Source organism: Micromonospora sp. NBC_00617 (assembly GCF_045161355.1).
Taxonomy (GTDB): Bacteria; Actinomycetota; Actinomycetes; order Mycobacteriales; family Micromonosporaceae; genus Micromonospora.
Window position 1 is genome coordinate 1,395,865 of sequence record NZ_CP107751.1, and the last position, 16,101, is coordinate 1,411,965.

At 70.4% G+C, this 16,101-nt stretch carries 11 protein-coding genes; 7 read left to right on the forward strand and 4 right to left on the reverse strand.

The window, feature by feature from the left end; translation table 11 throughout:
* Positions 1 to 55: 55 nt before the first annotated feature.
* Both OG505_RS06295 and OG505_RS06300 read left to right on the forward strand, forming a co-directional pair.
* Positions 56 to 1,840 (forward strand): hypothetical protein, encoded by a 1,785-nt coding sequence (locus OG505_RS06295; RefSeq protein ID WP_405431676.1) that lies wholly within the window; start codon positions 56 to 58, stop codon positions 1,838 to 1,840.
* 60 nt (positions 1,841 to 1,900) lie between these two features.
* Positions 1,901 to 2,983, forward strand: coding sequence for a glycosyltransferase family 2 protein (locus OG505_RS06300; RefSeq protein ID WP_405431678.1), 1,083 nt, complete (start codon positions 1,901 to 1,903; stop codon positions 2,981 to 2,983).
* Positions 2,984 to 3,025: 42 nt separating this feature from the next.
* Here OG505_RS06300 and OG505_RS06305 read toward each other — a convergent pair whose 3' ends face one another.
* Positions 3,026 to 3,958, reverse strand: a complete 933-nt coding sequence (locus OG505_RS06305; protein WP_405431679.1) for a hypothetical protein — start codon at positions 3,956 to 3,958, stop codon at positions 3,026 to 3,028.
* Between the two features lie 168 nt (positions 3,959 to 4,126).
* Between OG505_RS06305 and OG505_RS06310 the strand changes: the two genes are divergently transcribed.
* A complete protein-coding gene (locus OG505_RS06310) occupies positions 4,127 to 5,155 on the forward strand; it encodes a DUF1731 domain-containing protein (RefSeq protein WP_405431680.1) in 1,029 nt (342 codons plus the stop codon).
* On the opposite strand, the gene OG505_RS06315 is transcribed toward OG505_RS06310, so the two are convergent.
* The gene (locus tag OG505_RS06315) at positions 5,145 to 6,878 is read right to left on the reverse strand and encodes a cellulose binding domain-containing protein (RefSeq protein ID WP_405431682.1); all 1,734 of its coding nucleotides are present in this window, start codon (positions 6,876 to 6,878) and stop codon (positions 5,145 to 5,147) included. The genes OG505_RS06310 and OG505_RS06315 overlap by 11 nt on opposite strands.
* 600 nt (positions 6,879 to 7,478) lie before the next feature.
* Between OG505_RS06315 and OG505_RS06320 the strand changes: the two genes are divergently transcribed.
* The 4 genes from OG505_RS06320 to OG505_RS06335 all read left to right on the forward strand — a co-directional run bounded on the left by OG505_RS06320 (position 7,479) and on the right by OG505_RS06335 (position 14,206).
* On the forward strand, positions 7,479 to 8,798 hold the full coding sequence (locus OG505_RS06320; RefSeq protein ID WP_405431683.1) for a hypothetical protein: 1,320 nt from the start codon (positions 7,479 to 7,481) through the stop codon (positions 8,796 to 8,798).
* Positions 8,799 to 9,026: 228 nt separating this feature from the next.
* Positions 9,027 to 9,176 carry a hypothetical protein gene (locus OG505_RS06325; protein WP_405431685.1) on the forward strand — a complete coding sequence of 50 codons (150 nt, stop codon included), beginning with the start codon at positions 9,027 to 9,029 and terminating at the stop codon, positions 9,174 to 9,176.
* 79 nt (positions 9,177 to 9,255) lie between these two features.
* The gene (locus OG505_RS06330) at positions 9,256 to 10,794 is read left to right on the forward strand and encodes a polysaccharide lyase family 1 protein (RefSeq protein ID WP_405431686.1); all 1,539 of its coding nucleotides are present in this window, start codon (positions 9,256 to 9,258) and stop codon (positions 10,792 to 10,794) included.
* 415 nt (positions 10,795 to 11,209) lie between these two features.
* Positions 11,210 to 14,206 carry a glycosyl hydrolase family 95 catalytic domain-containing protein gene (locus tag OG505_RS06335; RefSeq protein WP_405431688.1) on the forward strand — a complete coding sequence of 999 codons (2,997 nt, stop codon included), beginning with the start codon at positions 11,210 to 11,212 and terminating at the stop codon, positions 14,204 to 14,206.
* 35 nt (positions 14,207 to 14,241) lie between these two features.
* Here OG505_RS06335 and OG505_RS06340 read toward each other — a convergent pair whose 3' ends face one another.
* Entirely contained in the window at positions 14,242 to 14,904 is a 663-nt protein-coding gene (locus OG505_RS06340; RefSeq protein ID WP_405431690.1) for a response regulator, read from the reverse strand.
* Entirely contained in the window at positions 14,901 to 16,028 is a 1,128-nt protein-coding gene (locus OG505_RS06345) for a sensor histidine kinase (protein ID WP_405431691.1), read from the reverse strand. The genes OG505_RS06340 and OG505_RS06345 overlap by 4 nt, the downstream gene beginning before the upstream one ends.
* Between the last annotated feature and the right edge of the window lie 73 nt (positions 16,029 to 16,101).

Below are 16,101 nucleotides of genomic sequence, written 5' to 3' on the forward strand. Positions count from 1 at the left end.
CCACGCTTCGGACAGCGGATGGACAAGGGCAGCACTCTTGGAGAGCATCTATTTCATGATTATCCGGTCCGCCACCCCGCCACCGATCACGGAGAACGCGCCGCTCGAGCCGATCTCCGCCGACCGGCCACCGGCCGACTGGGGTCGATGGCGCTGGGCCCGTTCCGAATGGACCGTGGCGGTCCTGGCGAGCCTGCTGGTGGCGGTGGTGCTGACCTGGCCGACGCTGCGGCACCCGGCGAGCACGATCCCCGGTGACCTGGGCGACCCGCTGTTGCAGGCGTGGCAGGTCGCCTGGTCGGGGCACGCTCTGCTCAGCAACCCGGCCGACCTCTGGCACTCAAACACGTTCTACCCCGAGAAGTACACGTACGCCTACAGCGACACCCTGCTCGGCTACGCGCCGATCGGGATGCTGGGGTCCGGCTTCGAGGCCGCCGTGATCCGGTACAACGTGCTGTACGTGCTGCTGCACGCCTTGGCGTCGCTCGGGGCGTACGCCCTGGCGCGGCAGCTCGGCGCGAACCGGTGGGGCGGGGCGGTCGCCGCGATCGCGTGGGCGTACGCGCCCTGGCGGTTGGCGCACTCCGGGCACCTGAACATCCTGTCCAGCGCGGGAATCGCGCTGTCGCTCGCCATGCTGGCCCGGGGTCACGGCTGGTCGCTGCGCCACGGTTACCGGCCGGAGCTCCGCCGGCCCGGCTGGGCGTTGGCCGGGTGGCTGGTCGCCGCCTGGCAGGTCACCCTCGGCTTCGGCATCGGCCTGCCGCTGGTGTACTTCCTGCTGGCCGCGGTGCTGGTGGCGGCGGGCTGCTACGGCTGGTCCTGGTGGCGGCGGCGGGAGCGCCCGCCGTTCGGCCGGCGGCTGCTGCTCGCGGATCTGGTCGGTGGGGGTGCGTTCGGCGCGGTGACGCTGCTGTTGGGCATGGTCTACCTGCGCGTCGTCGATCTCAACCCGCAGGCCGAGCGGACGCTGGACTGGACGAAGATGTTCTCGCCTCCGCTGATCGGGTTCGTCACCGCGCCTGCGGACTCGTGGTTGTGGGGCGAGCGGCACGCCGCCGCACGCGAACAGTTGTCCTGGCCGCCGGAGATGGCGCTGCTGCCGGGGATGATGCTGATCGGGTTGGCCGCGGCCGGGCTGTTCCTCTCGGCGTATCCGCTGCGGCACCGGGTCGCGCTCGGGCTCGGCGTGGTCGGCACGGTGCTGCTGGGTCTGGGCGCCACGCTCGGCGGTGACGGCGACCCGGGCTACCTGACACTGTCCACGCTCCTGCCGGGCTGGGACGCGTTGCGCACCCCCGGGCGGATGATGCACTGGACGAGCCTGCTGCTGGCGGTGCTGGCCGCCGGTGCGGTGACGGCGCTGGCCGAATCGCTGCGCGAGTCCTCGCCCCGCCAGTGGACGCGGATCCTCACGCCGCTGGTCCTGCTGGTGCCGTTGACCATGGTCACCCTGGAGGGCGTCAACCGGACACCCCACCCGACCGTGCCACAGCCACCGGCCGCGATGCGGACGGTGCAGGAACCGATCCTGGTGCTGCCAGCCGGTGGCCTGGGCGATCTGACGTACATGTTGTGGACGACCGACGGGTTCCCCCGGGTGACCAACGGTCTGGCCGGCTTCGAGCCGGTCAGCCAGGCGCAGACCCGGACGGCGGTGGCGTCGTTCCCCGATGCGGGCAGCGTGGCGTACCTGCGGGGGATAGGCGTGCGGTCGGTGCTGTTCGTGCCGAGTCGCGCCGCGGGGACGCCGTGGGAGGGCATCGCGGCGCGGCCCATCGACGGGCTGGGCATCACCCGGGAGGATCTCGATGGCACGCTGGTCTACCACCTCTGACCGCGCGGGCGCCGGGCCGGCCGGCGTCGGCGGCGATTGCCCGGGTGCGGGCGGAAAGGGGTGACGACAGTGCGACTGTCCGTCGTGGTGCCCTGCTTCAACGAGGAGGCGTCGGTGGAGCGGCTGCACGAGACCGTGTGCGCCGCCCTCGCCGAGCTGCCCGACGTGGACGTCGAGGTGGTGTACGTCGACGACGGCAGCGAGGACGGCACCCTCGCGGCGCTGCGTCGGCTCGCCGCCGCGGACCCCGCTGTCTGCTACACGTCGCTGAGCCGGAACTTCGGCAAGGAGGCGGCGATGCTCGCCGGGTTGCAGCGGGCCACCGGCGACGCGGTCGTCATCATGGACGCCGACCTGCAGCACCCGCCGCGGCTGCTGCCCGAGATGGTGATGCTGTACCAGCAGGGCTTCGATCAGGTGATCGCCCGTCGGGACCGGCGCGGTGACCGGTTCGTGCGGATGGTCGCCTCGCGGTCCTTCTACCGGGTGATCAACTGGTGGATCGACGTGCGCCTGCAGGACGGGGCGGGTGACTTCCGTCTGCTGTCCCGACTCGCGGTGGACGCGATCCTGGCGATGCCGGAGTACAACCGCTTCTCCAAGGGACTGTTCTCCTGGATCGGCTTCCGGACGGCGGTGGTGGCCCACCCCAACGAGACCCGGCAGTCCGGGCGGAGCAGGTGGACGTTCAGCAAGCTCTTCAACTACGCGTTCGACGGCCTGCTGTCGTTCAACAACCGGCCACTGCGTTTGGCGATCTACGGCGGCCTGTTCCTCACGCTCATCGCGCTGGTCTACATGGCCTGGGTGGTCGCGGACGCCGTTGAGAAGGGCATCGACGTTCCCGGCTACACCACCATCATCGTCAGTGTGATCGGGCTCGGCGGCATCCAGATGACGATCCTGGGCGTGATCGGGGAGTACATCGGCCGGATCTACTACGAGACAAAGCGTCGACCGCACTACCTGGTGCAGGAGACCGAGCACCTGCGCGCGGAGGCCGGCGAGGCGCCACGGCTGCCGGTTCCGCCCGCGCCACGCTCGGCCGCACGCGGCCAGCGGACGGTGCCGGCCCGGGAGGATTCCCTCGGCCGGGCTCCTGCGCCCCGCCGACGGGAGGTCCACGACCGCGACCCCGGCTGACCGGGACCGGCGGATGTCGGGCGTGTGCCGGGGTGCGGTGGGTCAGCGACCGCAGGACCGGCACGCGCTGCGGGTGCGCAGGTGGTAGTCGCTGGACGCGGCGAGGAGGCCGAGCCCCAGGAGGCAGTACGCCGACATGGCCACCCAGAGGAACGCGTCGGAGAACTCGCTGGCCGACCCGGACGCCACCTGCGCCAGCCCCATGCCGAAATAGGCGACGGTGGCCGCCCCGAGCCCGAAGCCCGGCACCAGCAGCAGCCGGCGGGGGATCGTACGGCCGGCGAGTAGCGGCACCCATCCCGGCCAGACCTCACCCCAGTGCCGCACCAGTGCCAGCGGTAACAGCACCCCGGCCAGCACCAGACCGATCTCCAACCCGATCACCGAGGCGTCCCGCGTGAGGCTGTCGAAGCCCACCACCGCCTGGGCCGCGAACCGGGTCACGAGGCCGGCCACCGCCACGTACGCGGCCCAGCGTGCCCACGGCGCGGCCGAACGCCGGCGGCCGGGTCGGCCCGTCCGGCAGCAGTCCGGGCAGTCGCCCCGGGTGCGCCGCTGGTAGCGGGCGGTGGCCAGGCCGAGCAGGGCCGCTCCGGTGACGCACCCGAGTCGGCTCGCGAACGCCACCGGATCGAAGGACGGGCCGGGGGCGAACAGCAGGAGGCTCACCAACTCCGGCAGCAGGATCGCGGCGGCCGCGACCAGCGCCCCGCCGAGGGCCCAGGCGAATCCCGCGAGCATCGGCCGCCAGGTCGCCGCCCGGTCCAGCGCGACCGCCGACGCGCCTGCGGCCAGGCACAACGCCACCGACCGCCAGCCGGTGAAGCCGAGCAGATCGGACCCGAACGGGCCGAACTCCGGCGCCTCTCCGATCGTCCACGCCAGACGTACGCCGCCGTAGGTCACGGCCCAGGCGAGTACGGCGTACGTCAGGCCGTTGCCGCTCCTGCGCGCGATCGCTGCCGGTGTCGTCATGCGTCCGATCCTCGCGGGGCTCCGACGGGAGCGGTCCCCTCCTGTCGGGGAAGGCGCTCCCCGCAGCGAGGGAGCCGCGGCGATCGATCTTGATCCTGCGGCTGTTCAGTCGTACGCTCGGAGCATGGTTGAACATGTTCAAAAACTCGTGTCGGTCAAGGGTCGACCGTGAAGATCGTCATTCCGGGCGGCACCGGCCAGGTGGGCGCGATCCTGGACCGGGCGTTGACCGCGCAGGGTCACGAAGTGGTGCTGTTGACCCGTTCGCCCAGGGGCGCGCGTCAGGTTCGCTGGGACGGCGTCACGCTCGGCGACTGGGCCAGGCAGATCAACGGCAGCGATGTGGTCATCAATCTGGCCGGGCGCAGCGTGAGCTGTCGGTACACCCCGGAGAACCTCGACGCCATGATGCGCTCACGGGTGGAGTCGGCGCGGGTTGTCGGCGAGGCCATCGCCGTGGCCGACCGGCCGCCCCGGGTGTGGATGCAGATGAGCACCGCGACCATCTACGCGCACCGCTTCGACGGCGCCAACGACGAGCGCGGCGGCGTGCTCGGCGGCGGCGAGCACGGGGTGCCCGGGTACTGGTCGTACAGCGTCAAGATCGCCCAGAACTGGGAGGCCGCGCAGGAGCGGGCGGTGACTCCCCACACGCGCAAGGTCGCGCTGCGCTCGGCCATGGTGATGAGCCCCGACCGCGGTGGCGTGTTCGATGTGCTGAGCTGGCTCGCGCGGCTCGGGCTCGGCGGCCCGGTCGCGGGCGGTGGGCAGTACGTCTCGTGGATCCACGACCAGGACTTCGTTCGCGCGGTGTGCTTCCTGATCGACCGTGACGACCTCGCCGGGCCCGTGAACCTGGCCGCGCCCGGCGCGGTGCCACAGCGGGAACTCATGCGGGCGCTGCGGTCGGCCTGGCGGATGCCGGTCGGCCTGCCGGCCACCAGGTTGATGGCGGAGATCGGCGCGTTCGTGCTCCGGTCGGACACCGAACTGCTGTTGAAGAGCCGGCGCGTCGCCCCGGGCCGGCTCTCCGCCGCGGGCTTCACGTTCAATCATCCGTGGTGGCCCGACGCCGCCGTGGACCTGGCCCTGCGACGCCGGCGCGCTGGCGGGGTGGGGCGTGGGGGAGCGCGCGGTCGCTCACACCCCCACGCCCGGTCGCCTCGCGACCGACTCCCGGGAGCGGTCAGAGAGTGAACACGAGGGTCGAGATGCTGCGTGCGCCGACGTTGATGGTGGCCTGTCCTCCGTTCACGCTGGTCGGCTGGCTGGCCGCGTTGGCGTTCTGCGAGGTGAGGTAGTACTCGGCCTTGCTGACGTTCTGCGGCGCCTGGATCACGGCGTTGGTGACCGCGCTGTTCGACCGGTTGAGGATCACCAGCGTGATCTTGCCGTCGCCCTGGTAGGCGGTCACCTCCAGCGGCGAGGCCTTGGAGCTCTTGGTCAGGGCCACCCGCTGATAGCCCGGCCGGACGTACTTCGCGTACTGCGAGAACGCGTACCCGCGCTTGAGCGGAGCACCCGCCGTGGTCCCGTAGGCCGCCTCGCCGTCGCCGATGAAGGAGTAGTAACGCTTGCCGTACCACCAGATGTAGGCGCTCCAGTTCGCCTCCATCGACTTGTGCACCGTGCGCATGATGTCGTCGAGCGTCTCGTTCCAGACCGCCAGGTTGGCGGGGTTACCCCAGATGTTGGAACCGCTGCCGTCCGCCTCGTGGTAGTTCCACTCGGTCATCCACACCGGCTTGTTGTACTGGGCCGCCAGGGGGTACGGCGCCAGCCGGCCCGAGGCCTCGGTGCCGTACAGGTGCCCGCCGATGTAGCCGATGTTGTTCCGGGCGGTCGCGTCGTTCAGGGTCGGATCGGTGTAGCCGTAGTTCATGTTGACGGCCTCGGCGACCATCAGCTTGCTGTTCTGCACCTTCGTGCCCTGATCACGGACGAAGTTGCGCAGCTCGGTGCCGCTCCAGTCCATCGAGTCGTAGTCGGGGTGCCAGTCCGGCTCGTTCTGCACCGACGTGACGTCGATGGTGACGCCCTGGCCGCGCATGTACTGGACATAGCTGTTCAGGTGGTTCGCGTAGTCGTCGTAGTAGTCGGTCTTCAACTTGCCGCCGTTGGTTCGGCTGTTGTTGGTCTTCCACGCCGCCGGCGCCGTCCACGGTGAGGCGAGGATCTTCACGCCGGACCCGTACGACTTCGCCGTCTTCAACGAGTTCACGTGGGTCGACCATTCGCTGGACACCGGTGAGAGGCCGGTGCGCACGATGGACAGCCCGAGCTGGTTCGGGCCCAACCCGACCAGGGTCTGGGTGTCGGTCGTCGACCAGGCGCTGCCCCAGATGGATTGCGCGGCCCCGAAGCCGTCGATCGTCTGGTACCGGGTGGCGCTGTTCACCGTGATGTCCGCCGGCCCGGTGGGTGGCGGGGTGGTGGGTGGCGGCGTGGTCGGCGGCGGTGTCGTCGGGGGTGGCGTGGTCGGCGGCGGCGTGGTCGGCGTCGTGCCGCCGGTGCAGGTCACACCGTTGAGCGCGAAGCTGGACGGATCGGGATTGCTGCCGGTCCACGAGCCGTTGAACCCGAACGATGTCGTGCCGTTGGTGGGGATGGCCCCGTTGTAGCTGACGTTCTTGGCGGTGACCGCGGCGCCGCTCTGGGTCAGAGTCGTGTTCCACGCCTGCGTGACCGTCTGGCCAGCGCTGTAGGACCAGGCCAGCGTCCAACTGCTGACCGCGTCGCCGAGATTGGTGATGGTGACGTTCGCGCCGAAGCCGCCCTGCCACTGCGACGACACGGCATAGTCCACCGCACAGCCGGCGGCTGCGGCACCGGCCGGCGCCGCCAGGGCGACAGCGGTCGATGCCAGCAGGACGGCGCCGGCCGAAACCAGGGCGGCGTTGGTCACTCTTCGTTTTCTCATGAGACTTCTCCTGAAGGGGGTGGTGGCGGCCGACGCATCCGGTGGATCGGTCGTTCGCAGAGCGTCAGGCGGTACCTCGTGAGATTGCTCGGGAGCGCTCCCAAGCGCGCGGCGGGGCGTTGTCGAGAATTCGCCTGTCCAGTTCAGCCCCGCGTGGCAACCCTCGACACCACCTGCCGGTCACCGACCCTCGCGTCGCGCAGACGGGCGCGGAGGGAACACCGGGGAACGCCGGTGCGGCGGCCGGGATGTCGGCACCAGATCGGGCCTCGTGCCATCGGTCGCGGATGCGCGAGCGACGGCGGGGCTGCGATGGTGCGGCGAACGGGTCCAGCGGGACTGTGGCACCCTCCTCTGTCGGCCGGTTCCTGGAGCGGGGCCGGCCTCGCTGCTCATTCGCGGGCTCGCGGGTGAGTGCCGCACAGCGAGCGTGCGAAACAGTTTCTTGTTGCCAGGAATTTATTTCGTCAAGTGGTGCCTGTCAATGCGTCACGCGTAGGCGAGCAGGAGGCGGGGCGTCACGGCCCCGGGCGCTGTCCGTCCACCGCTAGGCCGGCACGGGACATCGTCGGAGGGCGCGGATCGCTAGGCTCCGTGCCCATGCGTACTTCGTTGGGGGCCCGTACCCTCGTGGCGATCGTCGGTGTGACCACCCTGCTTCTGACGCCCGCGCCCGCCTTCGCTGCCGGGCCCGGGGCGGTCACCCTGGTCGATGTGGCCCCCGACGGCACGCCCGGCAACGGCGGGGTCGGTGGCTCGGCCATCTCCAGCGACGGGCGGTACGTCGCCTTCGCCTCGACCTCGGACAATCTCGTCCCGGGCGACGTCAACGACAACACGGACGTCTTCGTTCGGGACACCCAGACCGGCACCACCACCCTGGTCAGCGGTGGCCGGAGCGGGCAGCCGGCCGACGACGGGGCCACGTACACCGCGGCGATCTCCGGCAACGGTCGCTACGTGGCATTCACCTCGTACGCGTCGAACCTCGTGCCCGGCGACACCAACAACGAACGCGACGTTTTCGTGCACGACCGCCAGACCGGGGTCACCACCCGGGTCAGCGCCTTCGCCGGCGGGCGGCAGATCCGGGGCAGCAGCAGCGGTGCCACGATCTCCGACAACGGCCGTTACACCGCCTTCATCGTGACGACGTTCACCGGCGACCTGGACGACGAGGGCCACCTGCTCTACGGGCAGGTGGCGTACGTCCACGACATGCAGCTCGACAGGACCACCCGGGTCAGCCAGCAGGCCGACGGCGGCACGGACCTCTCGGTGTACCAGGTCGCCATCTCGGGCAGCGGGCAGCGGGTGGTGTTCAGCGCGTCGGGTGACTGGATCGGCGACGGCGGGAGCGGTACCGGCATCTTCGTTCGCGACCTCCGGTCCGGCGCGACGGTCCGGGTCAATCTGCCGGCGGCCGAGGGCGCGTTCCTCAGCGGGACGAACCCGAGCATCAGCAGGGACGGCACCAAGGTGTCGTGGGAGTCGTACGAGCCGTACCTGCCGGCGGACACCAACGGAACGGGGGACGTCTACGTCCGTGATCTGATCGCCGACACCACCGTGCTGGCCAGCGCCAACCGCAGGGGCACGGGCGCGGGCAACAGCTCCAGCACCTCCGGTCGACTCGCGGCCGGCGGTCGTTTCGTCTCGTTCTACTCGTGGGCCTCGGACCTCGTCCCGCAGGACGGCAACGGCCTCGTCAGCGACGTCTTCGTGCGCGATCTCTCCACCGGCCGGACGACAGCGGTCAGCGCCACCGCCACCGGCGCGACCGGCAACGGCGACAGCTTCGACGGAACGCTCTCGGCCAACGGGGCCCGGATCGTGTTCCGCTCCAGCGCGACGGATCTGGGCGTCGACCCGGGCGATGGTCGTGAGCACCTTCTCGTGCGCTGCCTGCGCAACTGCTGACCGACGAGGTGCTGCCGGCTGGTTCCCTCGGGCCCGAGGGCGCGCGGGAACGGCCGAGGACCTGCTCGTCGACAATGCGGCCCGGACGGCCATGAGTCGTCCGGGCCGAACCGACTGCACCGGCTGACCCGGGCCGGTGCGCCCCGGCGCGACCAACGTCTGCAAAAAACCTGCAAACGCTAACCCTTGCCCAGAGGGAAACCGCTTTCCTACGATTGCGTTGCATCGATGTTTCACCTCGAACTGGACGGGCGCGTATCGGGATGCGCTTCCGACGACGTGCCGCTTGGCCAGCGGTTTCGCCGCGCACGCCAGGGCGACGACATTCTCGGCGATGAGCAGGCGATTGATTTCCGCCAATGCCCAGTGATCGACTGAAATCGCGTACCCGCAAAGGGTCGACGCGTCGATCGCCGCTGCCGTCGGCACATCGAGACGACGACGAAGGAGACGCGACATGAGACGACCAGTCGCACTGCGACTTCAGGCAGCGCTGGCCACGGCCGCTGTCGGGATCGCGGTCGGAGGAACACTGTCCATCCCGCAGGCGTCGGCGGCGGCCGGCGCCGCCACCGGCTACGCCACCCAGAACGGTGGGACCACCGGCGGCGCGGGCGGGCAGACGGTACGGGCCAGCACGGGCACCGCGATCCACGCGGCGCTGTGCGGGCGAGCCAGCAGCAGCACGCCGATCACCATCGAGGTGACGGGGACGATCAACCACGGCAACACCAGCAAGGTGTCGGGTTCGAGCTGTAACACCGCCGACGGCGTGATCGAGCTCAAGCAGATCAGCAACGTCACCATCATCGGGGTCGGCAGCGGCGCGATCTTCGATCAGTTGGGCATCCACATCCGCGACTCCAGCAACATCATCATCCAGAACGTGACGGTCCGGAACGTCAAGAAGTCGGGTTCGCCCACCTCCAACGGTGGAGACGCCATCGGCATGGAGAGCACGGTCCGTAACGTCTGGGTCGATCACGTCACCCTGGAGGCGTCCGGCGGGGAGTCGCAGGGCTATGACGGCCTGTTCGACATGAAGGACAACACCCAGTACGTGACCCTGTCGTACAGCATCCTGCGCAACTCCGGTCGTGGCGGCCTCATCGGCTCCAGCGAGAGCGACCTCTCGAACGGCTTCATCACGTTCCACCACAACCTGTACGAGAACATCGACTCCCGTACGCCGTTGCTGCGCGGCGGCATCGCGCACATCTACAACAACCACTACGTGAGCCTCCACGAGTCCGGCATCAACTCCCGGGCCGGTGCGCGGGCCAAGGTGGAGAACAACTACTTCCGGAACTCGAAGGACGTCCTGGGTACCTTTTACACCAACGAGCGCGGCTACTGGCAGGTCAGCGGCAATACCTTCGACAACGTCACCTGGTCCAGCGCCGGCAGTGAGAACTACCCCGCCGGCCCCAACCCGACGTCCAACACCACCGTCAGCATCCCGTACGCGTACCGCCTCGACGGCGCGAGCTGCGTACCGGATGTCGTCCGGCAGACGGCCGGCGCCAACACGGGCCTGCGGGTCTCCGACGGGAGCTGCTCGCCGCAGACGCCGCCGCCGACCACGGCTGCGCCGACCACCGCGCCGCCGACCACCCCGCCGCCGACGAGTGGGACCAACCTCAGTCTGGGTGCCGGTGCCGACGGCTCCAGCAAGGCCAGCGGGACCAGTTACGGCAACGTGCGCGACGGCGACATCAGCACCTACTGGTCGCCGGCCGGATCGACCGGCTCCATCTCGATCAAGTGGGGATCGGCCACCCGGGTGTCCCGAGTGATCATTCGGGAGCCCTCCGGGACCCAGGGCTCCATCGGTTCCTGGCAGCTCGTCAACCACGACACGGGCGCGGTCCTGGCCTCCGGCAGTGGCGCGGGCGTGATCACCTTCGCCGCGACGGCACTGAGCAAAATCACCTTTAGGATCAACAGCTCGAGCGGTACGCCGCGGGTCGGCGAGTTCGAGACGTACGCCAGTTAGCCATCGGATGGGCGGGGGCGGCGGCCGGACCGCTCCCGCCACCACCGTGTCCACGAAGGACGCGGGCCGGACCGCGTCGGTCAGGACGAGAACTGGCCCGACAGGAATCGTCGGATGTATAGGCGAGGTGTGTCGGTGGTGCGGATGCTCACCGTGGTCGCCGGCCTCCGCCATCGTCCCGGGCTAGTCCGAACTCTCCCGATAAGGGTCGGGTCGCCACCCGCGATCCTCCCGGCGATCGACCGTTGCCTATTGCGTGACACCGGAGTAATCTTCCCGAAACACATCGGACGTTTGGCCGTCCGAGGGTCTGCCAACGGCTGCGCAGCGAGGCCGGCGTCACCGCGCGGATCCACCATCGGGGGTCGTCGTTGTCGCGCTTGGGTGGCCGCATCGGTCACCGTTTGGAGGATCGATGTCAGACCTGACCCGGCGGCAGGCCCTCAAGATCGGCGCGGCCGGCGCGGGTGGCGCCCTGCTGCCGCTGCCCTGGACGGCCACCGCCCAAGCTGACTCCGTCGCACCGCCGCAGGTGCTGGCGGCCAACGACCTCGCCCTCTGGTACGACGAGGGCGCCGGCACCGACTGGCTGCGGGCCCTGCCGATCGGCAACGGCCGGCTCGGCGCCATGGTGTTCGGCAACGCCGACACCGAGCGACTTCAGCTCAACGAGGACACCGTGTGGGCCGGCGGGCCGCACGACCCCAGCAACACCAGAGGCGCCGCCGCGCTGGCGGAGATCCGGCGACTGGTCAACGCGAACCAGTGGACCCAGGCCCAGGACCTCATCAACCAGACCATGATGGGCAACCCCGGCGGGCAGTTGGCGTACCAGACCGTCGGCAACCTCCGGCTGGCCTTTGGTTCGGCCAGCGGGGCGTCCCAGCACAACCGCACGCTCGACCTCACCACCGCCACGGCCACGACGTCGTACGTCCTGAATGGCATCCGTTACCAGCGTGAGGTCTTCGCCAGCGCGCCGGACCAGGTCATCGCGATGCGGCTGACCGCCGACCGCAGCGGATCGATCAGCTTCACCGCCACCTTCGACAGCCCGCAACGTACGACGGTGTCCAGCCCGGACGGCACGACGATCGGTCTCGACGGCGTCTCCGGTAGTCAGGAGGGCGTCACCGGGCAGGTCCGCTTCCTCGCCCTGGCGAACGCCACCGTCAGCGGGGGCACCGTGTCCAGCTCCGGCGGCACCCTGCGGGTCACCAACGCGACAAGCGTGACCCTGCTCATCTCGATCGGCTCCAGCTATGTCAACTACCGCAACGTCGGTGGCGACTACGGGGGTATCGCCCGGCAGCGCCTCAGCGCGGCGCGCGCCTCCAGCTACGACCAGCTGCGCAGCCGGCACGTCGCCGACTACCAGGCGCTGTTCGGGCGGGTGACCCTCGACCTCGGCCGCACCTCCGCCGCCGACCAGACCACCGACGTCCGGATCGCGCAGCACAACAGCGTCAACGACCCGCAGTTCTCCGCGCTGCTCTTCCAGTTCGGCAGGTATCTGCTGATCTCGTCGTCCCGGCCCGGCACCCAGCCGGCGAACCTCCAGGGCATCTGGAACGACTCGCTGACCCCCTCCTGGGACTCGAAGTACACGATCAACGCCAACCTGCCGATGAACTACTGGCCGGCCAACACGACCAACCTGGCCGAGTGCCACAACCCGGTGTTCGACATGGTCCGCGACCTGTCGGTGGCCGGCGCCCGTACCGCCCAGGTGCAGTACGGCGCGGGCGGCTGGGTCACCCACCACAACACCGACGCGTGGCGGGCCACCGCCGTCGTGGACGGCGCGTTCTGGGGCATGTGGCAGACCGGCGGTGCCTGGCTGTCCACGCTGATCTGGGACCACTACCTGTTCAACGGTGACGTCGAGTTCCTGCGGGCGAACTACCCGGCCATGAAGGGCGCCGCGCAGTTCTTCCTCGACACGCTGGTGACCGAGCCGACCCTCGGCTATCTGGTGACCAACCCGTCGAACTCGCCGGAGCTGAGCCACCACGCGAACGCCAGCGTGTGCGCCGGTCCCACGATGGACAACCAGATCCTGCGCGACCTGTTCGACGCGTGCGCCCGCGCGAGCGAGATCCTCAACGTGGACAGCACCTTCCGGGCCCAGGTCCGCGCCACCCGGGACCGGCTCGCGCCGATGAAGATCGGCTCGCGGGGCAACATCATGGAGTGGCTGTACGACTGGGTGGAGACCGAGCCCAACCACCGGCACATCTCCCACCTCTACGGGCTCGCGCCCAGCAACCAGATCACCAAGCGCGGCACCCCGCAGCTGTTCGAGGCCGCCCGCCGCACGCTGGCGCTGCGCGGTGACGACGGCACCGGCTGGTCGCTGGCCTGGAAAATCAACTTCTGGGCGCGGATGGAGGAGGGCAAGCGGGCCCACGACCTGATCCGCTACCTCGCCACCACCGCCCGGCTCGCCCCCAACATGTTCGACCTGCACCCGCCCTTCCAGATCGACGGCAACTTCGGCGCCACCGCCGGCATCGCCGAGATGCTGCTCCAGAGCCACATCGGTGAGCTGCACATCCTGCCCGCGCTGCCGCCGGCCTGGCCCAGCGGCCGGGTGACCGGCCTGCGGGGCCGCGGTGGGCACACGGTCAGCATCACGTGGGCGAGCGGCACGGCCACCGAGGTGCTGGTGCGACCGGACCGCGCCGGCACCGTCCGCCTGCGGTCGCGGTTCCTGACCGGCACCGTGAGCGTCGTCGACACCGCCGACGGGACGTCGCCCCGGGTCACCCGGATCGAGTCCGACCTGGTCGAGGTGACCGTGCAGGCGGGACGCACCTACCGGGTCAGCAGCACGGGTGCCGCCACGCCGACGCTGGAGCAGAGCTTCACCAACGCCGGCATCAGCAACGACAGCAACACCAACGTCGCGAACTTCGACGGCAACGGTGCCAGTCTCTCCGCGCAGGCCCTGGCACAGGCCGGCGCCAGCCCGGGCGGCACGGTGAGCCGCAACGGAGTGAACTTCCGCTGGCCCAACGTCAGCCCCGGTACGGCCGACAACGCCATCGCCTCGGGCCAGACCATCGGCGTCAGCGGCACCGGCAGCACGCTCGGCTTCCTCCTGACCGGCACCTACGGCGCCGTGTCGGGAACGGGCACCGTGGTGTACGCCGACGGCACCCGCCAGACGTTCACGTTGAGCACCCCCGACTGGTACGGCGGGCCGCAGTCCGGGGCGACCGCCGCCATCGTGTCCGCCTACCAGAACCGGCCCAACAACGCCCGCCAGGCCACGGCGGCCTGCATCTACTACGTGGGCGTCGCGTTGCAGAGCAAGGCGGTGACCCAGGTCGTGCTGCCCAACATCAGCGCACGGGCCGCCGCGAACGTGCCGACCATGCACGTCTTCGCCATCGCCATCGGGTCCTGACACCGGGCTCGCGCCGCGCCGCCGGGACGGCACGGTCACCGGCGGCGCGGCGTGATCAGTCCCGACTCGTACGCCCACACGACCAGCTGGGCCCGGTCACGGCAGTGCAGCTTCGTCATCGCCCGGTTCACGTGCGTCTTGGCCGTCAACGGACTGATCACCATGCGCAGGGCGATCTCGTCGTTGGTCATCCCTCGGGCAACCAGCTCGACGATCTCCTGTTCGCGGGCGGTCAGCACGTCCCGACCCGCCGCCGGCACGGCTGGCGGTGGGCTGGCCACGAACTCGCTGATCAGCGTACGGGTGACGGTCGGCGCGAGCAGCGCGTCGCCGCGCGCCACGACGGCGACGGCCTGCAGCAGGTCGGCGGGGTCGGCGTCCTTGAGCAGGAAACCGCTGGCGCCCGCTCGCAGGGCGGCGAAGACGTAGGAGTCGAGCCCGTAGTTGGTGAGGATGAGGATCCGGATCGCGGCAAGGTCGGGATCCGCGGCGATGCGCCGGGTCGCCTCGATGCCGTCGAGCCCCGGCATCTGCACGTCCATCAGCACGACGTCCGGGCGCAGGCGTCGCGCGAGGTGCACGGCCGACGTGCCGTCGGTGGCCTCGCCGACGACCTCCAGGTCGTCCTCGGCCTCCAACAGCGCCCGGAACCCGGCTCGCATCAGCGCCTGGTCGTCGGCGAGCAGGACCCGGATCATGCCGGCTCGTCCAGGGGGAACGTGGCCCGCACCGTGAACCCGTGGTCGTCGCGGGCGGCGGCCTGCAGTGTGCCGCCCAGTCCGGTGACCCGTTCCCGCATACCGCGCAGTCCCACCCCCGGTGTCGGGGGCCGCGCCGGTGACGCCCGCCCGTCGTCGGTGACCGCGACGGTCAGCCCGGCCGGGGCGTACTCGACGTGAATGTGCGCGGTAGCGGGGCCGGCATGGCGGGCCACATTGGTCAGGGCCTCCTGGACGACCCGGTAGCCGGCCTGGTCGACCTCGTCGGGCAGGCTCCGGGGCCGACCGCTGACGGTGACCTGGACCGGCACGCCGACCGCCCGGGTCCGCTCGGCGAGTTCGTCCACCCGGGCCAGCCCGACGCGGTCGTCCTCGGGCGCGCGCAGGATGTCGAGGGTGGTGCGTAGCTCCCGCATCGCGGCACCGCTGGCCTCCTGGATCGCCAGCAGCGTGGCCGAGGGTTCCTCGCCGTGCTTGCGGGCCAGGTGCACGGCGATCCCGGCCTGCACCTTGATCACCGAGATGCTGTGGGTCAGGGAGTCGTGCAGGTCGCGGGCGATGCGCAGACGCTCCTCCCCGGCACGCCGCAACGCCATCTCCTCGCGGGTGCGCTCGGCCTCGATGGCCCGCTGTTCGACCTGCTCCAGGTACGCCCGGCGTTGCCGGCCGACGAGCCCGGCGACGTTGGCCGCCACGAACCATCCCAGCAGCAGCGCCGTCCGCTCGACGATCAGCTGGTTGGGGCGGTCGGCCGGCGCCACCGAGACGTCGCGGGCCAGGAAGCCACCGAGGAAGGCGACGCTGGCCACGGCGGCGGCCGCCCGGCGACCCCGCCAGGCGGCGAGGTAGACCACGCCGAGAACGGGGAAGGCGGCGGACACCCCGGAGTGCACCCGGATGTGCAGGGCCAGCATGGCGGCGGTCACCACGCCCAGCGCGACCACCGGGTACCGCCGGCACACCGCGAGGGCCGCCGCCATGGACAGGACCAGGGCGACGTCGAGGGCCCCGACGGTCGCGGCGTCCGGTGCGAGCGCGGCGTTGCCGAGCAGCAGGCCGCCGAGGGCGAGACCACTGAGGGCGTACGGCAGGTCGCGGCGCATGGTCGCACTGTAGAACGGCCGTCGTCCGTGGAGCATCCCGCGCGTGCGGTAGATCAGACGTACCACTGGCGTG